Source organism: Bradyrhizobium sp. HKCCYLS20291 (genome assembly GCF_051167715.1).
Taxonomy (GTDB): Bacteria; Pseudomonadota; Alphaproteobacteria; order Rhizobiales; family Xanthobacteraceae; genus Bradyrhizobium.
On the sequence record NZ_JBNPTO010000007.1, the window covers coordinates 101,418 to 121,973 of the forward strand.

General features: G+C 67.1%; 18 protein-coding genes. 14 read left to right on the forward strand and 4 right to left on the reverse strand.

The annotated features are described in order from the left end of the window. Window positions 1-72: 72 nt before the first annotated feature. Together ACQR07_RS17500 and ACQR07_RS17505 are read right to left on the reverse strand one after the other, a co-directional pair. The gene (locus ACQR07_RS17500; RefSeq protein WP_434903477.1) at window positions 73-1,884 is read right to left on the reverse strand and encodes an ABC-F family ATP-binding cassette domain-containing protein; all 1,812 of its coding nucleotides are present in this window, start codon (window positions 1,882-1,884) and stop codon (window positions 73-75) included. Between the two features lie 4 nt (window positions 1,885-1,888). Next, window positions 1,889-2,383, reverse strand: a complete 495-nt coding sequence (locus ACQR07_RS17505; RefSeq protein ID WP_434903478.1) for a YaiI/YqxD family protein — start codon at window positions 2,381-2,383, stop codon at window positions 1,889-1,891. 125 nt (window positions 2,384-2,508) lie between these two features. On the opposite strand from ACQR07_RS17505, the gene ACQR07_RS17510 reads away from it, so the two are divergent. Further along, on the forward strand, window positions 2,509-3,309 hold the full coding sequence (locus ACQR07_RS17510; RefSeq protein WP_434903479.1) for a hypothetical protein: 801 nt from the start codon (window positions 2,509-2,511) through the stop codon (window positions 3,307-3,309). A 184-nt stretch (window positions 3,310-3,493) separates the two neighbouring features. On the opposite strand, the gene ACQR07_RS17515 is transcribed toward ACQR07_RS17510, so the two are convergent. Further along, window positions 3,494-5,869, reverse strand: coding sequence for a xanthine dehydrogenase family protein molybdopterin-binding subunit (locus tag ACQR07_RS17515; protein WP_434903480.1), 2,376 nt, complete (start codon window positions 5,867-5,869; stop codon window positions 3,494-3,496). 200 nt (window positions 5,870-6,069) lie between these two features. Here ACQR07_RS17515 and ACQR07_RS17520 point away from each other — a divergent pair, with 200 nt between their 5' ends. From ACQR07_RS17520 to ACQR07_RS17555, 8 genes are all read left to right on the forward strand, one after another. Continuing rightward, on the forward strand, window positions 6,070-7,143 hold the full coding sequence (locus ACQR07_RS17520) for a Ppx/GppA phosphatase family protein (RefSeq protein WP_434903481.1): 1,074 nt from the start codon (window positions 6,070-6,072) through the stop codon (window positions 7,141-7,143). 238 nt (window positions 7,144-7,381) lie between these two features. Continuing rightward, window positions 7,382-8,077 (forward strand): RlmE family RNA methyltransferase, encoded by a 696-nt coding sequence (locus ACQR07_RS17525; protein ID WP_434903482.1) that lies wholly within the window; start codon window positions 7,382-7,384, stop codon window positions 8,075-8,077. 103 nt (window positions 8,078-8,180) lie between these two features. Beyond that, window positions 8,181-8,459 (forward strand): DUF3551 domain-containing protein, encoded by a 279-nt coding sequence (locus tag ACQR07_RS17530; protein WP_434903483.1) that lies wholly within the window; start codon window positions 8,181-8,183, stop codon window positions 8,457-8,459. Window positions 8,460-8,538: 79 nt separating this feature from the next. After that, entirely contained in the window at window positions 8,539-8,895 is a 357-nt protein-coding gene (locus ACQR07_RS17535) for a hypothetical protein (protein WP_434864475.1), read from the forward strand. A 227-nt stretch (window positions 8,896-9,122) separates the two neighbouring features. Beyond that, the gene (locus ACQR07_RS17540; RefSeq protein WP_434903707.1) at window positions 9,123-10,103 is read left to right on the forward strand and encodes a Bug family tripartite tricarboxylate transporter substrate binding protein; all 981 of its coding nucleotides are present in this window, start codon (window positions 9,123-9,125) and stop codon (window positions 10,101-10,103) included. Beyond that, on the forward strand, window positions 10,100-10,594 hold the full coding sequence (locus ACQR07_RS17545; protein ID WP_434903484.1) for a tripartite tricarboxylate transporter TctB family protein: 495 nt from the start codon (window positions 10,100-10,102) through the stop codon (window positions 10,592-10,594). The genes ACQR07_RS17540 and ACQR07_RS17545 overlap by 4 nt, the downstream gene beginning before the upstream one ends. Continuing rightward, a complete protein-coding gene (locus ACQR07_RS17550) occupies window positions 10,594-12,093 on the forward strand; it encodes a tripartite tricarboxylate transporter permease (RefSeq protein ID WP_434903485.1) in 1,500 nt (499 codons plus the stop codon). The genes ACQR07_RS17545 and ACQR07_RS17550 overlap by 1 nt, the downstream gene beginning before the upstream one ends. Window positions 12,094-12,333: 240 nt before the next feature. After that, entirely contained in the window at window positions 12,334-13,548 is a 1,215-nt protein-coding gene (locus tag ACQR07_RS17555; RefSeq protein ID WP_434903486.1) for a hypothetical protein, read from the forward strand. Between the two features lie 156 nt (window positions 13,549-13,704). On the opposite strand, the gene ACQR07_RS17560 is transcribed toward ACQR07_RS17555, so the two are convergent. Next, window positions 13,705-15,192, reverse strand: coding sequence for a DHA2 family efflux MFS transporter permease subunit (locus tag ACQR07_RS17560; protein ID WP_434903487.1), 1,488 nt, complete (start codon window positions 15,190-15,192; stop codon window positions 13,705-13,707). A 137-nt stretch (window positions 15,193-15,329) separates the two neighbouring features. Here ACQR07_RS17560 and ACQR07_RS17565 point away from each other — a divergent pair, with 137 nt between their 5' ends. The 5 genes from ACQR07_RS17565 to ACQR07_RS17585 all read left to right on the forward strand — a co-directional run bounded on the left by ACQR07_RS17565 (window position 15,330) and on the right by ACQR07_RS17585 (window position 20,287). Beyond that, a complete protein-coding gene (locus ACQR07_RS17565; RefSeq protein ID WP_434903488.1) occupies window positions 15,330-15,578 on the forward strand; it encodes a hypothetical protein in 249 nt (82 codons plus the stop codon). Window positions 15,579-15,839: 261 nt separating this feature from the next. Continuing rightward, entirely contained in the window at window positions 15,840-17,327 is a 1,488-nt protein-coding gene (gene guaB / locus ACQR07_RS17570; protein WP_434903489.1) for an IMP dehydrogenase, read from the forward strand. Window positions 17,328-17,476: 149 nt separating this feature from the next. After that, window positions 17,477-18,499, forward strand: a complete 1,023-nt coding sequence (locus ACQR07_RS17575) for an NADP-dependent oxidoreductase (RefSeq protein WP_434903490.1) — start codon at window positions 17,477-17,479, stop codon at window positions 18,497-18,499. A 142-nt stretch (window positions 18,500-18,641) separates the two neighbouring features. Beyond that, complete coding sequence (locus ACQR07_RS17580) at window positions 18,642-18,974, forward strand: hypothetical protein (RefSeq protein WP_434903491.1); 333 nt, start codon at window positions 18,642-18,644, stop codon at window positions 18,972-18,974. A gap of 14 nt (window positions 18,975-18,988) precedes the next feature. Next, entirely contained in the window at window positions 18,989-20,287 is a 1,299-nt protein-coding gene (locus tag ACQR07_RS17585; RefSeq protein WP_434903492.1) for an RsmB/NOP family class I SAM-dependent RNA methyltransferase, read from the forward strand. The last annotated feature ends 269 nt before the right edge of the window (window positions 20,288-20,556 follow it).

Sequence of the window (20,556 nt, forward strand, 5' to 3'; positions counted from 1 at the left end):
CCCATCGTCTTCTGTTGCGCAAGGACGCGGTGGGCACGGCGCTTGCGCGCCTTTGCCCACCCTACGGCACCGTCATCCGCCCTCGATCTCCTCGCGCAGCACCTCGAGCTCCAGCCAGCGGTCTTCCGCGGCGGTGAGCTCGGCCTGCGCTGTCGCGATGGCGAGGGAGGCGGCGTCGAATTTTTTCCGGTCCTTTGAATACAGCGCTGGGTCGGCGAGTACGGCCTGCTGCTTGGCGATCTCTCCTTGCAGCTTGGCGATCGTCTTCGGCAACGTCTCCAGCGCATGCTTCTCGTTGAAGGACAGCTTGCGCTTCGGCGCGCTCGTCGTCGCTGCCGCGGCCGGCTTTGCTTCCTTCTTTTCTTCAGCCGCCTTGGCGTGCTCGCGCTTCAAATCGGCGCCGCGCTGCACCAGCATGTCGCTGTAGCCGCCGGCATATTCCTGCCACTTGCCGTTGCCTTCGGGCACGATCACCGAGGTGACGACGCGGTCGAGGAAGTCGCGGTCGTGGCTGATCAGGATCACCGTGCCCTCGTAGTCGCCGAGCATGTCCTCGAGCACGTCGAGCGTCTCCAGGTCGAGATCGTTGGTCGGCTCGTCCAGCACCAGCAGGTTCGACGGCTTGGCCAGCGCGCGCGCCAGCATCAGCCGGCCGCGTTCGCCGCCGGAGAGCACCTCGAGTGGCGTGCGCATCTGCTCGCGCGAGAACAGGAAGTCTTCCATGTAGCCGACGACGTGCTTCGGCTTGCCGGCTACCATGACATGATCGCCGCGGCCGCCGGTCAGGGCTTCCGAAAGGGTCGTCCTGGGATCGAGGCTCTCGCGATGCTGGTCGAGCGTCGCGGTCTCCAGGTTGACGCCGAGCCGGATGCTGCCGCTATCGGGCTCGCTGCCGCCGGTGAGCAGGTTGACCAGGGTGGTCTTGCCGGCGCCGTTCGGGCCGACGATGCCGATGCGGTCGCCGCGCTGGATGCGGATGGAGAAATTGTCGACGATCTTGCGGTCGCCATAGCTCTTCGACGCGCCCTTGGCCTCGATCACCAGCTTGCCGGACTTGTCGGCCTCGGCGGCGGCGAGATTGGCGCTGCCGGCGGTGCCGCGATAGTCGCGGCGCTGCTGCCGGAGTGCGTGCAGATTGGCGAGCCGCTTGACGTTGCGCTTGCGCCGGCCGGAGACGCCGTAGCGCAGCCAGTGCTCCTCGTTGACGATCTTGCGGTCGAGCTTGTGCTGCTCGCGCTCTTCCTCCGCCAGCACCTCGTCGCGCCACGCCTCGAAGGCGGCGAAGCCGCGGTCGATCTGCTTGATCTGGCCGCGATCGAGCCAGGCAGTGGCGCGTGAGAGATTGGTGAGGAAACGGCGGTCATGGCTGATCAGCACCAGCGCGCAGCGGCGGCCGTCGAGCTCGTTCTCCAGCCATTCGATGGTGGTGAGATCGAGATGGTTGGTCGGCTCGTCCAGCAGCAGGATGTCCGGATTTGGCGCGAGCACGCGCGCCAGCGCCGCACGGCGTGCCTCACCGCCGGAGACGTGGGCGGGATCTTCCTCGCCGGTCAGCCCGAGCTGCTCGACGAGATAGCGCGCCTGGTAGTGGTCGTCGCCAGGTCCGAGCCCGGCCTCGACGTAGGCGAGCGTGGTCGCATGGCCGGAGAAATCCGGCTCCTGCGGCAGATAGCGCACGGTGGCGCCGGGCTGCACGAAGCGCGTGCCGCTGTCGCAATCGACCAGGCCGGCGGCGATCTTGAGCAAGGTCGACTTGCCGGAGCCATTGCGGCCGATCAGGCAGACGCGCTCGCCGGGCGAGACCGAGAGCTCGACGCCCGAGAGCAGGGCGGTGCCGCCGAAGGTCAGGCGGATGTCTTTGAGTTGAATGAGGGGCGGCGCCATGTTGCTAGCTCTGTTGCTGGACCCGTGCCGCGCGCTGGCGCTGCAGGCGGCGGATCGCCGTATCGAGGGCGGAAAGAAAGGTGGAGCGATCGCGCGGCGTGAACGAGCGCGGGCCGCCGGTGACCTCGCCGGACGAGCGCAGGTCGGTCATCAAATTGCGCACGGCGAGCGTCATGCCGATGGATTCTTCCGTGAACGGCTTGCCGTTCGGCGCGATCACCGCGCTGCCGGCCTTGACGCAGCGGCTCGCCAGCGGAATGTCCGCGGTGATGACAACGTCGTCCGGGCCGGTTCGCTCCGCGATCCAATCGTCGGCGGCGTCCATGCCGCTGCCGGCCGCGATGCGCGTGATCAGGGGATCATCGGGCACGCGGATGAAGCCGCCGGCAACGACGATGACCGGCAGGCCGTGGCGGATCGCGACGCGGTAGATCTCGTCCTTCACCGGGCAGGCGTCGGCGTCGACATAGATTCGGATCGGGGCGGTTTCGGTCGTCATCGGGCCTTCAATCGGGATGGCCGGTTGGTACTCCATCGCGCCAGGAATTGCGAGCCAAAGGCTGTGCTTGCCAGGGCCTTTCCGGCCGCTACCATCGCTCGAAAAGGGTTCAAAGGGAGGCAAGGATGTCCCGCGGAGTTGCGGCCTATGCGGTCGAGGCGTTCAACACGGCCAAGCAGTCCGAGAACAAGATGCACGACGACAGCGTGGCTCGCCGCTTCGGATTCGCCGGCGGCCTCGTGCCCGGCGTCGAGGTGCTGGCCTATATGCTGCATCAGCCGATCGCGCATTGGGGCCGGGCGTTCCTGGAACGAGGCCTGATCGAGGCGCGGTTCATCAAGCCGGTCTATGACGGCGAGATGGCCGAGGTCGTCGCGCAGGAGACCGCCGATGGCCTCGCGCTGGAAGTGATGAGCCAGGGCCAGCTCTGTGCCACCGGTTCCGCGTCGCTGCCGGCGGCGGTGCCGAAGGTGACGCTCGCGGAGTATCGCGATGTTCCACCCGCAGCCGTGCGTCCGCCCATCGGCGCAGACTCGTTCGCGGTCGGCAGCTGGCTCGGCACCGTGCCGCGCGCCTGGCCGGGTCCGGCGGCCACGATGTATCTCGATGAGATCCGCGAGCGCGATCCGATCTACGCGAACGAGCACATCGGCCATCCCGGCATGCTGCAGCGGGTGATGAACCGGCTCCTGGTCGACAATGTCGTGCTCGGCCCGTGGATTCACGTCGGCAGCCGGATGCAGCTGTTGTCGGTGATCGCCGACACCGACGAGATCACGGCGCGGGGCCGGGTGGTGGCGAACTACGAGAAGAAGGGCCACTGCTTCGTCGAGATCGACGCGCTGGTGGTCGCCAACGGCACGCGCCCGCTCGCGCATTGCCACCACGTCGCGATCTATCAGCCGCGTGCGGAGGCTGCGGCGTAGGGGATGTCATTGAGAAGAGAGGAAGAGGCAGGCTCTCTCTCCGCGCTCGGTCGTCATGCCCGGGCTTGCCCCGGGCATCCACGTCTTTCCTCGCTTGGGGCTCGTGGATGGCCGGGTCAAGCCCGGCCATGACGGAGGAGAGAGCGGGGCATGGACTGAGCTCCGCACGACTTGGCAGCGTATCTCACGCCGCCGTCTTCGCCTTGCCGTCCTGGATCGCGCGCCAGAGTTTTTCGGCGGTCAGCGGCATGTCCAGGTGCTTCACGCCGTAGTCCGACAACGCGTCGATGACGGCATTGATCACTGATGCCATCGAGCCGGCGCAGCCGGCTTCGCCGCAGCCCTTGGTGCCCAGCGGATTGCTCTTGGCGGGCACCGGATGATTGTCGACCGTCATCATCGGCACGTCGGAGGCGCGCGGCAGGGCGTAGTCCATCAGCGAGCCCGTGATCGGCTGGCCGCTCTCATCGTAGCGCAGGTGCTCCATCATCGCCTGGCCGATGCCTTGCGCGACGCCGCCATGCAGCTGTCCGGCGACGATCATCGGGTTGATGACCGTGCCGAAATCGTTGATCGCGGTGTAGGCCGTGATGTGGGCGACGCCGGTGTCCGGCTCGATTTCGACCTCGCAGACGTGGCAGCCGTTCGGGAACGTCGACTCGGTCACGGTCGAGTTGTGGTCGACGTCCAGCGAGGCCGGCACGCCCTCGGGCATCTTGCCCTCGCGCAGGCGCCGGGCCAGCTCCATGATGTCGATGCTGCGGTCGGTGCCGGCGATGGTGAATTGCCCGCCTGCGAACTCGATGTCCGCCTCGGACGCTTCCAAAAGATGCGCGGCCGCCTGCTTGCCCTTGGCAATCACGAGCTGCGAGGATTCGACGATCGCCTGGCCGGTCGCGGTGATCGAGCGCGAGCCGCCGGTGCCGTTGCCGTACCGCACGAGATCAGAATCGCTCTGCTCCAGCCGGATCTTCTCGAAGGGCACGCCGAGCTCTGCCGACAACACCTGCGAGAACGGCGTCGCGTGGCCCTGGCCGTAATCGAGCGTACCGGTGGTCAAGGTTACGCCGCCATCGGCATCGAAGGTGATCTTGCCGAGTTCGCCGTTCGGCGGCGCGGTGACCTCGAGATAGGAGCCGACGGCGATGCCGCGCAGCTTGCCGGCCTTGCGGCTCTCGCGCTTGCGCTTGGCAAAGCCTGCATAATCCGAAACCTGCAGCGCCTTCTCGAACACGGCGGCGAAGTCGCCGGAATCATAGGTGACGCCGGACGCTGCCGGGAACGGCATCTGGCTCGGCTTGATGAAGTTGCGCTTGCGGATGGTGAGGCGGTCGATGCCCATTTCGCGCGCCGCCGTATCGATCAGCCGCTCCATGAAGAAGTTCGCTTCCGGCCGGCCGGCGCCGCGATAGGCGCCCATCAGGGTGACGTTCGTCAGCACCGTCTTGATGTCGACGCCGAGCAGCGGCGTCTTGTAGACGCTGGCGAGGTTCTTGCCGGTGTTGAGCGACAGCGGCAGCGGCGCGACGCCCATGATGTAGGCGCCGAGATTGCCGTAGCCGGACAGACGAACCGCGAGGAACTTGCCCTCGGCGTCGAGCGCGAGCTCGCCATGGATGATCTGGTCGCGGCCCTGGCTGTCCGACAGGAACGCGGTGGTGCGCTCGTCGCGCCACTTCACGGCACGTCCCAGCTGCTTGGCCGCATGCAGGATGCAGACATATTCGGGATAGGAGACGTTCTTCATCCCGAACGAGCCACCGACATTGGTGGTGACGATGCGGACCTTCTCCGGCGCGACGTTGAGGATCTTCGTGAGCGTCGCCTTGTTGCCGGACACGCCCTGGGTCGGCACCTGCAGCGTGAAGCGCTCGCTCTTGCCGTCGAACGCGGCGAGCGCCACGCGCGGTTCCATCGACACCACGGCGACGCGGGTGTTGACGATGTCGAGCTTGGTCACATGCGCCGCCTTGGCGAAGGCCTCGTCGATCTTGGCGGTGTCGCCATAATGATAATCGAGCGCGACGTTGTTCGGGATGTGGTCGTAGAGCTGCGGCGCGCCTGGCTTGGCGGCTTCCTCGGCATTGGTCACCGCGGGCAACGGCTCGATGTCGACCTCGACGGCCTCGGCCGCGTCGCGGGCCTGCGCCGCGGTTTCTGCCACCACGAAGGCAATGGGATCTCCGACGAAGCGCACCTTGTCGGTCGAAAGCGCACCCCTGTTCGTCTGCAGCAGCGGCGAGCCGTCCCGGCTCTTCAGTGGCAGGCCGCAGGTGAACGGACCGTAGGCGGCCGCCGCGAGATCAGCCCCGGTCCACACGCCGAGCACGCCCGGCATCGCCTTGGCGGCCGCGGTGTCGATGCCCTTGATGATGCCGTGGGCGTGACTGGAGCGCACGATCCAGGCATGCGCCTGTCCCGGCAGGTTGAAATCGTCGGTATATTTGCCGTGGCCGCGCACCAGCGTGTCGTCCTCCTTGCGCCGGACCGGCTGCCCGACGCCGAATTTCTGCAGCGCAATCGCGTTTTCAAGGGAGGCCGGAGTGGTGTGATCTTGCATGGATAAGGACCTGGGGAGCTGGATTGGTCGCAAATGCGGGCTGTTCCCAGATAGTGCAGGGCCCGCGGCCGGACAACGGTTGATTAGGAATGGTGCATCACGCCTGATCGAGGGGCTGTTGCGCCGGCGCTATCCACTGATAATGTCTAGGGAAAGAGAACTTCCTCCTGGGCCGGTTCGGCCAGCGGAAAGATATTTGAATGATCAATGACACGCGGCTGCGGGAGAATCCCACGCCGCGCGGGAACCTGGAGCCTGGCCTGCATCCGGGTCTGGACGTCGCAACACCGGCCTGCGCCAGCAATGGCAGCAGCGTGTATGCGGCTCTGGATCTCGGAACCAACAATTGCCGGCTCCTGATCGCCTGTCCCTCGGGCGATAGTTTTCGCGTGGTCGATTCGTTCTCGCGCATTGTCCGGCTGGGCGAGGGCATCTCGACCACCGGCTGCATCAGCGATGCGGCGATGGACCGGGCCATCGCCGCGCTTTCTATCTGTCGCGACAAGATCCAATCGAAGAAGGCTCGGCGGCTGCGCCTGATCGCGACCGAAGCCTGCCGTGCGGCAACCAATGCCGAGGGGTTCCGCAGCCGGGTCGCGGCCGAGACCGGCATCGAGCTCGAGGTCATCGATCGCGAGACCGAGGCGGCATTGGCCGTCAAGGGCTGTGCACCGCTGCTTGATCCCGGTGGGCACGGCGCGATCCTGTTCGACATTGGCGGCGGCTCCAGCGAGCTGGTTCGTATCGAGCGTGATCCGGCCGACCGCAACGCCGAGCCGCGCATCAAGGCCTGGATGTCGATCCCGCTCGGGGTCGTGACGCTCGCGGAACGTTTCGGCGGGCGCGATGTGACGCCGGAGATCTATGCCGCCATGGTCGAGGCCGTGGCCGGTCATGTCGGCCCGTTCGCGGCCGAGCACGGCGCCGATCTCACCGGCATGCACCTGCTGGGCACCTCCGGCACCGTGACGACGCTCGCGGGCATTCATCTCAACCTCGCGCGCTATGACCGTCGCCGCGTCGACGGCATCTGGATCAACGATGCCGACATCACCACGACGATCGCCAAGCTGCTGGCCATGAGCTATCAGCAGCGCGCCGAGAACAACTGCATCAGCATCGACCGCGCCGACCTCGTGCTCGCCGGCTGCGCCATCCTCGACGCGATCCGCGACGCCTTCCCGCTGCCGCGGCTGCGGGTCGCCGATCGGGGCCTGCGCGAAGGCATGCTGGTCGAGATGATGCGCGAGGACGGCGCACTCAGGACGGCGTAGTCTCTTCACCCTCCCCTGGAGGGGGAGGGTCGGCTCACATTGAGCGCAGCGAAATGTGAGCCGGGGTGGGGTGAGCCACACGAGCAGTCTTGCCGTGGCTCACCCCACCCCGATCGCTCGCTTCGCTCCCGATCGACCCTCCTCCTCCAGGGGAGGGTGAACCAAATAGCTGCTGTCGGACCTGGATGATCAATCGCCCCTTGGTCATTGGGATCCGGTCACGACAACCGAGAAACACATGGCAAAAGACACCACCGGCCGCATGCATGTGCAGGTCAAGACGGCGGGCAAGCGCAAGCTGTCCTCGAAGCTCTGGCTGGAGCGGCAGCTCAACGATCCCTATGTCGCGCAGGCCAAGCGCGACGGCTATCGCTCGCGCGCGACCTACAAGCTGCTCGAGATCGACGACAAATATCACATGCTGAAGCCCGGCATGACCGTGGTCGATCTCGGTGCGGCGCCCGGCGGCTGGAGCCAGATCGCCGCGCGGCGTGTCGGCGCCGAGGCGGGCAAGGGCAAGGTGGTCGCGATCGACCTCCTTGAGATGGGCGAGATCCCCGGCGTCACCTTTACCCAGCTCGATTTCCACGCCAGCGATGCGCCCGAGAAGCTCCGTGAGATGCTTGGCGGCCGCGCCGACGTCGTCATGTCGGACATGGCGGCGAACACCACCGGCCACCGCAAGACCGACCAGTTGCGCATCGTCGGCCTCGTGGAACTCGCCGCGCATTTCGCCGGCGAGGTGCTCAAGCCCGGCGGCAGCTTCCTCGCCAAGACCTTCCAGAGCGGCGCCGATGCCGAGCTGCTGGCGCAGCTGAAGCGCGATTACGCCAGCGTGCGCCACGTCAAGCCGGCTGCAAGCCGGCAAGATTCGTCGGAGCGCTACGTGCTCGCGATGGGCTTCCGCGGCGGAGAGCAGGCCGACCTGTTGTAACGGCGTCATTGCGGCCTCAAGGCCCTGACGATAGAGAGCACATGCAATCAAGGTCTCGGGAATCAGCCTGGGGCCGGCGAGACTCGAATTCCGGAGGTCCTGCATGCGTATCCTAAGCTGGAGCGCCCTCGCGCTGGGTTTGGCTGTGGGCGCTACGATATCTGCCCCGGCCCACGCCCAGGCCTACGATCCGCGCTATCCCGTCTGCATGAAGATCTACGAAGGCGGCACGTATGGCGGTGGCGGCGAGCGGATCGACTGCAGCTTCACGTCGCTTCCGCAATGCCGTGCCACGGCGTCGGGCCGGGCGGCGATGTGCGACGTCAATCCGTTTTACGCCCCGCCGGAGCCGCCGCCTGGCTATCGTCGGCGGCACCGTTGAGCCGAAGCGTGGTCGCGCCGCGGCCTCGATTGGGGTGCATTCGGACTGTCCAGCCAACCTCCCATCCGGAGGCTATTTGATGTCGCAGCGTCTCGCCGTCTGGAGTCTGGTGTTCCTGCTGCTGCCTGCGATCGCTGTCGCCGCACCGTCGCACAAGCGCAAGGTTCCGCGCTGGCAGGGCTATGGCTTCCTGCCGGGCTACAAGCAGCCGCCCAACAACAGCCTGCCGCTGTATGCCGACAAGGAAGCGATGCGGAACGGGCCGCGCGGCAGCCGTCGTCATTGGTATATCGACGGCACACCGAAGTACCGGCTCTATAACGGCGAATGGCATTATTTCGGCCAGCCCGGCTTCTACCGCGGCCATTACAACGGCGGCAGTTTTGGCCCGTGCTGGACACGGACGCCGGTGGGCATGGTCTGGACCTGCGGTTAGGGCGACCCAGCCTGGATGCGCCGCGCCCCGGCGGGTGCGTCATCCTGTCGCATTCCGTCGCCTTGAATGCCCTCGCTGCGGCTGTAAGCTCTTGCAGTGTCTTGAGAATTCGAAAGGTTGCGTCGACCCCCGTCTGCGCGTGGCGCTCATGGTGCCGATCGCTTTCGGAGGCCAAGGCCAAAGACGAGCCAAGAAACGAGAGCCGCGTCGCGGCCGTGGAGGGATCCCTGATGTCGTTCCGTGCGCGCCTGTCCGGCGCAGCCGTCGCGTTGACCCTGGTGTCGACGTTCCTGGCCGGTGCTCCGGCCGCAGCCCAGCAGCTCGAGCTCAAGGTGATGGCGCCGGCGGCGCCCGGTGGCGGCTGGGATCAGACCGCGCGGGCGATGCAGCAGGCGTTCGTCGCCTCCGGCGTGGCCCGCAGCGTCCAGGTCACCAACGTGGCGGGCGCGGGCGGCACGGTGGGCATCGCGCAATTCGTCAACGGCGCCAAGGGTGACGGCAACCAGCTGATGGTGAACGGCTTCGTCATGGTCGGCGCGCTCGCCATGAACAAGTCGCCGGTGACGCTCGATCAGGTGACGCCGATCGCGCGCCTGACCGAGGAGATCCAGGTCATCGTCGTGCCGGCGAATTCGCCGATCAAGAACGCGCAGGACCTGGCGGCGGCGCTGAAAGCCGACATCGCCAAGGTCACCTTTGCCGGCGGTTCGGCCGGCGGCGTCGATCACATCATGGCGGCGTTGTTCGCCGGCACCGTTGGGGCCGATGCGAAAAAGGTCAACTACATCCCGTTCTCGGGCGGCGGCGAATCGCTGGCGGCGATCCTCGGCGGCAAGGTCACGGCCGGCATCTCCGGCCTGTCCGAGTATGACGGGCAGATCAAGAGCGGCAAGCTGCGCGCGATCGGCGTCTCCTCGGAGAACCGCGTTCCCGGTGTCGACATCCCGACCTTCAAGGAGCAGGGCATCGACCTCGTGCTCGCCAACTGGCGTTCGGTCGTCGCACCGCCCGGCATCACGCCGGAGCAGAAAAAGACGCTCGCCGAGGCCGTCGACAAAATGGTCAAGTCGGATGCCTGGAAGGAGATCCTGAAGCAGAAGGGCTGGGACGATTCCTATCTTGCGGGGGATGCGTTCGCCGAGTTCCTGAAGAAGGAGAATGTTCGTGTCACCGACGTGCTGAAGTCGGTCGGCCTCGTCAAATCATGACGACGGAGAGCGCCGGCGCAGGAACTTCCGCTTCGGGGCGCGTCGACAAGGCCGGCATCGTCATTGCGGCGCTGCTGGCCGCCGTCGCGCTGGTGCTGGTCTACGACGCCAACCAGATCCCGGCGACGACGATGTACGGCATGGGCCCGCAGGTCATGCCGGTCGTCATTGCGATCGGGCTCGGTGTCCTCGCGCTCGCCAATCTGATCGATGCTCTCAGAGGCAATCTGCCGCCGCGCGAGAGCTCCGATCCGGTCGCGGTGCTGCTGATCCTGGTGGGCCTGGCGCTGCTCATCGCCATCATCGGCTTCGGCGGCGGTTTCATCCCGGCGACGACGGCGTTGTTCGTGACGACCTCGGCCGCGTTCGGCCGCCGCGCCTTCGTCACGGATCTCGTCATCGGCGCGGTGCTGACGACCCTGATCTACATGGCCTTCGACCGCCTTCTCACCTTGAGCCTTCCCGCCGGCCCGCTCGAAAGACTGCTCTGATGGACACGTTCGCCGCGCTCGCGCATGGGATGGCGATCGCCGCCCAGCCGATGAATTTGCTGTACGCGCTGATCGGCGTGTTCCTCGGCACCGCGGTCGGCGTGCTGCCGGGCATCGGCCCGGCGCTCACGGTCGCGCTGCTGCTGCCGGTCACCTACAAGCTCGATCCCGGCGGCTCGCTGATCATGTTCGCCGGCATCTATTATGGCGGCATGTATGGCGGATCGACCACCGCGATCCTGATCAACACGCCCGGCGAGAGCGCCTCGATGGCGACGGCGCTCGAGGGCAACAAGATGGCCAAGGCCGGCCGTGGCGGTCCGGCGCTGGCGACCTCGGCGATCGGCTCGTTCGTGGCCGGCACCATCGCCACCATCGGATTGGCGTTCTTGTCGCCCTATCTCGTCGACATCGCCGTGCGCTTTGGTCCGGAGGACTATTTCGCGCTGATGTGCGTCGCCTTCGTCACGGTGTCGGCGACCTTCGGTGACTCGCCGATCCGCGGCCTCACCAGCCTGTTCATCGGGCTGACGCTCGGCTTGATCGGCATCGACAAGCTCACCGGCCAGGCGCGGCTCGCCTTCGGTGTCCCCGAGCTGCTGGACGGCGTCGAGGTGACGACGCTCGCGGTCGGCCTGTTCGCCGTCGGCGAGGCGCTCTACGTCGCCTCGCGCCGGCATCATACCGAGGAGAAGATCGAGGCCATCAAGGGCTCGCTGTGGATGACGCGCGATGACTGGAAGCGGTCGTGGAAGCCGTGGCTGCGCGGCACCATGTTCGGCTTCCCGATCGGCGCGCTGCCGGCGGGCGGCGCCGAGATTCCGACCTTCCTGTCGTACTCGACCGAGCGCCGGCTGACCAAATATCCCGACGAGTTCGGCAAGGGCGCGATCGAGGGCGTTGCCGGACCGGAGGCTGCCAACAACGCATCCGCCGCGGGCACCTTGGTGCCGCTGCTCACGCTCGGCCTGCCGACCTCGGCGACGGCGGCGATGATGCTCGCCGGCTTCCAGCAATATGGCCTCAATCCGGGGCCGCTGCTGTTCGCCGAGCGCCCCGATCTCGTCTGGGGTCTTATCGCCAGCCTGTTCATCGCCAACACCATGCTGCTGGTGCTGAACCTGCCGCTGATCGGTCTGTGGGTGCGGTTGCTCAAGATCCCGACGCCCTGGCTGTATGCCGGCATTCTCGTGTTCGCGACCATGGGCACGATCGCTGCGAAGCCGTCGGTGGTGGAGCTGTCGATGCTGGCCGGCTTCGGCGTGCTCGGCTTCCTGATGCGGCGCTTCGACTTTCCGATCGCGCCGGTTGTCGTGGGGCTGATCCTCGGGCCGATCGCCGAGAGCCAGCTGCGGCGCGCGCTCGCCATCAGCCTCGGCGATCCGATGGCGCTGCTGCAGTCTCCGATCTCCGCGACGCTGCTGGTCGTTGCGCTGATCGCGCTGATCGCGCCGTTCATCCTGAAAGGGCTCGGCCGCTTCAAGGCGAATGAGGACTGAGCTCGACGCACCGTCGTCTTCGATGAGCAGTAACGCACGACATGGTCGTGCGGACCGCCGACAGTAGGTGTCAAGACTGGACCTCGCATCGGCGCAGGCGATACCATCGCGTGCCGACAGCGACGGGCGCGTCGTTGTCGCGATGCTCTCCGATCAGCAGGGTGACGCGATGAAGCCGGGAAACAGGGTGTGCATCGATGGCGGCGGTGAGGCCGCTGTCGCCAGCGTGGCGCCGTCGCGATGAGGCTCTTGTCCTTGCTCACGCTGTCGATGGCGCTGCTCGGCGTCGGGCCTGCACGCGCCGAGCCGTCGTTCTGCTCGGGTCTGGTGCAGGCGGTCGGGCCAGGGCTGCAGGGCAAGACTGCGGTGTTCATCCGCAGCTGCGAGCCCGGTGCCGATGAGCCGAGCCTGCCGCTCGGTCTCTCGACGACCGCCTTTGTCTATGACAATGCGCTCGCTGCGATCGCACTCGTCGCCTGCGACCGCGTCGATCTGGCGCGGACGATCGGCAACGCGCTGGCGCGGGCGTCCACCTATGACCGCACCTTCGATGACCACCGTCTGCGCAACGCCTACCGCGCCGGTCCGCTTGATCGCGATCCGGCGCTGCTGCCGGGCTGGTGGGACCGCGACAAGAAGATCTGGGGCGAAGACGCCGCGCAGGACGGCAGCTCCACCGGCAATGTTGCCTGGGCTGCGCTCGCGCTGCTCACGCTGCATCAGGCGACCGGCGAGGCCAACTATCTGTCCGGCGCACGGCGGCTGATGGACTGGATCATCGCCAGCGCGACCAATGGCGCGAATGGCTTCACCGGCGGCTTCCACGGCTACGATCCGCAGCAGGTCCGCCTGACCTGGATGTCGACCGAGCACAACACCGACGTCTACGCCGTGGCCAGCTGGCTGTTTCGGGTGACGTCGGCCGCGCGCTACCGGGACGCTGCGCAGACGGCGCGCCGGCTGCTCGACCGCACCTTCCAGGGCGACCATTTCCTGCTCGGCACCAAGCCCGACGGCAGCCTCGCCGACGGCAATCTGCTGGCGCTCGACGTTCAGCTGTGGCCGTGGATGGCGGTGCCGGACGCGCCGGAGTGGCGCAAGGCGCTGGCCTTTTCCGAACGGCATCTCGCCGTCGACGGCGGCTTCGACTTCAACGGTGACCGCGACGGCGTCTGGGTCGAGGGCACGGCGCAGGCCGCGCTGGCCTATCGCATGGTCGGCGATGCCGCCGCTGGCCAGCGGCTGCTCGCCGGTCTGCGCGCCGACAGCACGCCTTCGGGGCTGTTGAACGCGACGCGCAAGCCGCGCCTCAGCACCGGCCTGTCGATCGATCCGACCGGAGCGACCACGATCCCTGATTTCTTCTACTACAAGCGGCCGCATCTCGGAGCGACCGCCTGGGCCGTGTTGGCCGAGACCGGTTGGAATCCGTTTACCGGGGCGAGGGTGCCCTGAGGCATATCGGGCCCCGTGAGATCATCCCGGCCTGATGATCGCATCGATCGGCGCGATCATCGCTGATCAGCGATGTCGAAATGCAGCGAGACCTCGCCACACGATGACCATCGCGCCCTTGCGCCGCACGATCGCGTCGGCGCCGTTCTTCTTCGCTTATCCCAGCTTCTGGTCCCGCGCGTCGTGCGTGGTCTCGCTCGCCTGTTTCGTCGCAGCCTTCTCCACGCCCTTCTCGGCACCCTTGCGGCTGGCGATGGCGGCGACCTTCCGCCCCGAGATCTCGCTGCCGGCATCATCCGGCATCTGCCAGAACAGGATCGAGGACAGCGCCGCGGTGATGGCGACGACGATGAAGGCCGGCGCGAACGACGAGGCGGAGAGCTGGCTGGCGCCGTTTGCCCACATCGTGGTCTCCACCGAGAATGCACCGACGGCGACGCCGGCCGAGATCGCGAGCTGCTGGTTGACGCTGGTGAGCGTGGTGGCGCGACTCATCTGCGCGGTCTCGACCTCGGCATAGGCCACCGTGTTGATGGCGGTGAACTGCAGCGAGCGGAAGAAGCCGCCGACGAACAGGATGATGACGATCAGCAGGAGCGGCGTCGCCGGCGTGAACAGCGCGCAGGCGGCGAGGAAGACCGAGCTGACGACGGCGTTGACGGTCATCAGGTGACGGAAGCCGAAGGCGCGGATCAGCCGCGCGGCCAGCGCCTTCATGCCCATGGCGCCGGCCGACGAGCCGAAGGTGACGAGGCCGGACTGGAACGGCGACAGGCCGAAGCCGAGCTGCATCAACAGCGGCAGCAGGAAGGGCAGGGCGCCGATGCCGAGCCGGAACATGAAGCCGCCGATGATCGACGCCCGCAGGGTCGGCAGCCGCAGCAGCGAGAAGTCGAGCACCGGCGAATTGGTCCGCCAGGAGTGGCGGACATAGAGCGTCATCGAGATCGCGCCGATCGCGACCAGGCTGCCGACCATCGACCATGGCAGCAGGTTCAAGCCGGCGACCGAGAGGCCGAAGGCGAGGCCAGCGAGGCCAATGCCAGCGAGCACCATGCCATAGAGATCGAACGGCTCGGGATTGTCGCTCTTGATCGGATCGATGAAGCGCAGCGCCATGATGATGCCGACGATGCCGATCGGGATGTTGATCAGGAAGATCCAGTGCCAGGAGAAATAGGTGGTGATGAAGCCGCCGACCGGCGGTCCGATCACCGGCCCGATCAGCGCTGGGATAGTGACCCAGGCCATCGCGCCGACCAGCGCGCTCTTGTCGACGGACCGCAGCAGGACGAGACGTCCGACCGGCGTCATCATCGCGCCGCCCATGCCCTGCAGGATGCGCGCGAACACGAAGTTCTCGACCGAATTGGCGAGTGCGCAGCCGATCGAGCCGATCATGAACACCGCGACGGCGCTGGAGAACACGCGCCGCGCGCCGAAGCGGTCGGCGGTCCAGCCGCTCGCCGGGATGAACACCGCGAGCGACAGCAGGTAGGAGGTGATCGCGAGCTTCAAGGTCAGCGGGCTGGTGCCGATATCCCTGGCGATCGCCGGCAGCGAGGTCGCGATGACCGTGGAGTCCATGTTCTCCATGAACAGCGCGGTGGCGACGATCAGCGGGATGATTCGTTGCTTGTTCATCGAATCTCGAAGTGGGGCAGGAGGCGCGCGGGCGCCGCGGCTTTAACACCCTGCGACGAACGAGGCCATTGCGCTGCCGGCATGGCCCCCTAAATGCAGCGTGACGCTGTCGCGTCCCGGTTGTTGGAGATGTGCCGATGATCTACCTGCTCGCCGCTTTGGTGCCGCCGCTGGGTCTCTTGCTCAACGGACAGCCGTTCGCGGCCATCTTCAACCTGCTGCTGTGCCTGTTCTGCCTGGTCTTCGGCCTGTTCTTCCACGTCCTGCTGCTGGTGCCCTCGGCCCACGCCTTGATCGCCGTGCACATGCGGCGGGAGGACCGGCGGCATCGAGAGGTGGTGGACGCCATCAGGCGCTATGGCCCGCCGCCGGGCGCCTGGCGCTGAGGCGCGGAACTTCTGCTCCGGAATCGGGGCTTTCGCGACCTTTTATTGCGTGTTCGGGTCCGATCAGGGCCGATTCAGGCTGTCATTCGCAATCGCGGGAGGACGGCGGATCGGCCCTTTGATTCGTCACAGGCCCATGCTATCGACCCGCGTCAACCCCACCGATGGGCATCGATTCGACGCCGAGGCATGGTCTCGACGGCGGCGCCGCTCATCCGTAATCCCATCGCGGCCGTTATGGTCGCAGACAAGGAGTTGACGATGGCGACCGTCCAGACACTTCGCGAAGCCTTCACCTTCGACGACGTGCTGTTGAAGCCGGGCCTCTCCGATGTGCTGCCCTCCGAGGTCGACATCCGCTCGCGCGTGACGCGTGAGATCCCGCTCAACATTCCGATCATGGCCTCCGCCATGGATACCGTCACCGAGGCGCGCATGGCGATCGCGATGGCGCAGGCCGGCGGTGTCGGCGTCATCCACCGCAATTTCGATCCCGACGGCCAGGCCGCCCAGGTGCGCCAGGTCAAGAAGTTCGAATCCGGCATGGTGGTGAACCCGCTGACGATCTCGCCTGAGGCGACGCTCGCGGATGCGATGGCGCTGATGAAGGACTACGGCTTCTCCGGCATCCCGGTGGTGACCGGCGGCGCCAAGGGCATCCCCGGCAAGCTGGTCGGCATCCTCACCAACCGCGACGTCCGTTTTGCCACCGATCCGCGGCAGAAGATCTCCGAGCTGATGACGCATGAGAACCTCGTCACCGTGCGCGAGGGCGTCGGCCAGGACGAGGCCAAGAAGATCCTGCACAAGCACAGGATCGAAAAGCTGCTCGTCGTCGACGAGCAGTATCGCTGCGTCGGCCTGATCACCGTCAAGGACATGGAGAAGGCGGTCGCGCATCCGCTCGCCTGCAAGGACGGCCAGGGACGCCTGCGCGTCGCGGCTGCGACAACGGTGGGCGAGGGCGGCTTCGAGCGCACCGAGAAGCTGATCGAGGCCGGCGTCGACCTCGTCGTGGTCGACACCGCGCATGGTCATTCCTCGCGCGTGCTGGAAGCGGTCAACCGCATCAAGCGCATCTCCAACGCGGTGCAGGTGATCGCCGGCAACATCGCCACCCGCGACGGCGCGCAGGCGCTGATCGATGCCGGCGCTGACGCCGTCAAGGTCGGCATCGGCCCGGGCTCGATCTGCACCACCCGCATCGTCGCCGGTGTCGGCGTGCCGCAGCTCACCGCGATCATGGATGCGGTCGAGGCGGCGAAGAAGGCCGACGTGCCCGTCATCGCCGATGGCGGCATCAAGTTCTCCGGCGACCTCGCCAAGGCGCTCGCCGCCGGCGCCGACGTCGCCATGGTCGGCTCGCTGCTCGCCGGCACCGACGAGACCCCCGGCGAAGTGTTCCTGTGGCAGGGCCGCTCCTACAAGGCCTATCGCGGCATGGGCTCGGTCGGCGCGATGGCCCGCGGCTCGGCCGACCGCTACTTCCAGCAGGACATCAAGGACACCTTGAAGCTCGTGCCGGAGGGCATCGAGGGCCAGGTGCCGTACAAGGGTCCGGTCGGCAACGTCATGCACCAGCTCGCCGGCGGTCTGCGCGCGGCGATGGGCTATGTCGGCGCCAAGACGCTTCCGGACTTCCACGGCAAGGCCGAGTTCGTCCGCATCACCGGCGCGGGCCTGCGCGAAAGCCACGTCCACGACGTGACGATCACGCGTGAGAGCCCGAACTATCCGGGCGGGGCGTAACAACCACCGCTCTCTCCGTCATTGCGAGCGAAGCGAAGCAATCCAGGGGCGGCGCGCGCAGCCCTGGATTGCTTCGTCGCTTCGCTCCTCGCAATGACGGCGCCCGTGGGTGCATAAGGCATCACAACCAACAAAGAAGAGGAAACACCATGTCCCAAGCCAAGCGCATCGTGCTCGCCGCGCGTCCCGTCGGCGAGCCCAAGCCGTCTGATTTCCGTCTCGAGGATTACGCCATCCCGACGCCCGGCGCCGGCGAGGTGCTGCTGCGCACGATCTGGCTGTCGCTCGATCCCTACATGCGCGGCCGCATGAGCGATGGCCCGTCCTACGCCCAGCCGGTGCCGGTCGGCGGCGTGATGGAGGCGGGGACGGTGTGCGAGGTGGCCGCGTCCAACAATCCCGGCTTCAAGCCAGGCGACATCGTGCTGGCCCGCGCCGGCTGGCAGACGCATGCGATCTCCGACGGCAAGGGTCTCGCCAAGGTCGACCCGAGCCTCGCCCCGATCTCGACGGCGGTGGGCGTACTCGGCATGCCCGGCATGACCGCCTACACGGGTCTCCTCGACATCGGCCAGCCCAAGGCAGGCGAGACCGTCGTGGTTGCCGCAGCCTCCGGCGCGGTCGGCTCGGCCGTCGGGCAGATCGCCAGGATCAAGGGCGCCCGCGCCATCGGCATCGCCGGCGGCAAGGACAAATGCGACTACGTGAAGAAGGAATTCGGCTTCGACGACTGCCTCGACCATCGCGATCCCGACCTCGCGGCCAAGCTGAAAGAGGCTTGCCCCAAGGGCATCGACGTCTATTTCGAGAATGTCGGCGGCGCGGTGTTCGAGGCGGTGTTCCCGCTGTTCAACGCCTTCGCCCGCATGCCCGTCTGCGGCCTGATCGCCCATTACAACGACACGCAATCCGTGGCGCCGAAATGGGCCGGCGCGATGATGCGCAACGTCCTGACCAAGCGGCTCCTGATCCGCGGCTTCATCGTCTCCGACTTCGCCTCCCGCCACGGCGACTTCCTCAAGGACATGTCGGCCTGGGTCCGCGACGGCAAGGTCAAGTACAAGGAGCACGTCACCGAGGGCCTGGAGAACGCGCCCGACGCGTTCATGGGCCTCTTGAAGGGCGCCAACTTCGGCAAGCAGCTGGTGCGGGTCGGGCCGGACAAAGCCTGAAGCCACACTTGATGTGATTCTTCAGTGCGACCGTAAAATCACGGGAACCACAGCCGCTTATCGGGAGTCCTGAGGGAACCGGTTCATCCACGAGGGCCCGGCATCATGCCGGGCCTTCACGTTTCCTGAAGGGGGATTGTCGATGTCGCTGACCATGGTGCTGCTGCCCGTCTTCGTGCAGGTCATCATGACCTTCGCGCTCTTGTTCTGGAACAAGAAGCGCGGCCAAGCCACGGACGCCGCCGACGAATTCGGCCTGCCGACCCTGTTCTACGCCCTGATCGCGCTGGCGCTGCCGCTGCGCCATGCCGATCTGGTGATCGTGCTGCTGTCCTGGGTGTTCGTCGTCACCCGCTTCGTCAATGCCGGCTTCTTGCGCGGGGCAGATGAGCGTGGGCTCGCCTGGACCGCCTCGGCGCTGGTGCTGCTGGCGATGTGGCTGTATTTCGCCCTGAAGATGCTTCTCCTGATCTGAGACTGGATTCTATAATGACCCCCGCCGCCCGGCTGTCCGCCGCCATCGACATCATCGAGTCCATCGAGTCCCAGCGGGCGCCGGCGGCGAAGGCCTTGAAGGACTGGGGCACCAGCCACCGCTTCGCCGGTTCCGGCGACCGCGCCGCCATTGCCGGCCTGGTCTGGGACGTGCTCCGCCGCCGCGCCTCCAGCGCCTACCTGATGGAGGACGACACGGCGCGGGCGCGCGTGCTCGGCATGCTCAAGCTCGAGCGCGGCATGGACGCAGCCGGCATCGCCGCGCTCTGCGACGGCAGCCGCTTCGCGCCGCCGCCGCTGACCGCCGCCGAAGAAAAGGCGCTGGCCTCGCGCACGACCGAGGGCGCGCCGCCGCCGGTCGCCGGCGACTATCCCGACTGGCTCGACCCGTATCTCGCCGCCGTGTTCGGCGACGACCGCGTCGCCGAGGCCATGGCGATGGCCAGCCGCGCGCCGCTCGATCTGCGCGTCAACACGCTGAAAGCGAAGCGCGAGAAGGTGCAGGCCTCGCTGAAGCATCTCGGCGCGGTGCCGACGCCGTGGTCGCCGCTCGGCTTGCGCATCGCGCTCGGCGCCGACGCGCGCAACCCCGGCGTCCATGCCGAGGAGGATTTCATCAAGGGATTTGTCGAGGTCCAGGACGAGGGCTCGCAGCTCGCGGCGCTGTTCACCGCCGCCAAGCCCGGCGAGCAGGTGATCGACCTCTGTGCCGGCGCCGGCGGCAAGACGCTTGCGCTCGCGGCGATGATGCAGGGCAAGGGCCGCCTGATCGCCACCGACACCGACAAGCGCCAGCTCGCGCCGATCCACGAGCGGCTGTCGCGCGCCGGCGTCCACAACGCCGACATCCGCAGCCCCAAGGGTGACGCCGACCCGCTCGCCGACATCAACGCCTCGGCCGATCTGGTGGTGATCGACGCCCCCTGCACAGGCACCGGCACCTGGCGCCGCAACCCCGACGCCAAATGGCGCATGCGCCCCGGCGCCCTGGAAATCCGCCTCAAGGACCAGGCCGAAGTGCTCGACCGCGCCGCCCGCCTGGTCAAACCCGGCGGCCGCATCGCCTACATCACCTGCTCGGTGCTGCAGCCGGAAAACGGCGACCAGGTGAGGGCGTTCGTTGAGCGCCACAAGGCGTTTTCGATCCAGCCCCCCGACCAGACCGCCACCGTCCTCTGGGACAAAGCCGAAGCCTTCGCCGAGGCCGCCCTGCAAACCCCGGAGGGTTGGCTGATGACCCCCCGCCGCACCGGCACGGACGGCTTCTTCGTATCGGTGCTGCGCAAGGGCTAGCTGCCGCGAAACCCTCCGGTGTCGTCCCGGGCAAGCCCCGCGCGCGCAGCGCGTGCGGCGCCGAGCCGGGACCCATACGCCGCGGCCGTCGTGAGGCGCGAAGCTGTGGCCCCAGCGTGCCACAAACGCCACCCTGTGGTTATGGATCCCGGCTCGGCGCTATCTGGAGCAATGCTGCGCATTGCCCCAGCCCGCTTGGCCGGGACGACAGCGGTGGGTGAGGCCCGACTAAAGTCACCAAAGCCCGGCTGCCGTAGGGTGGGCAAAGG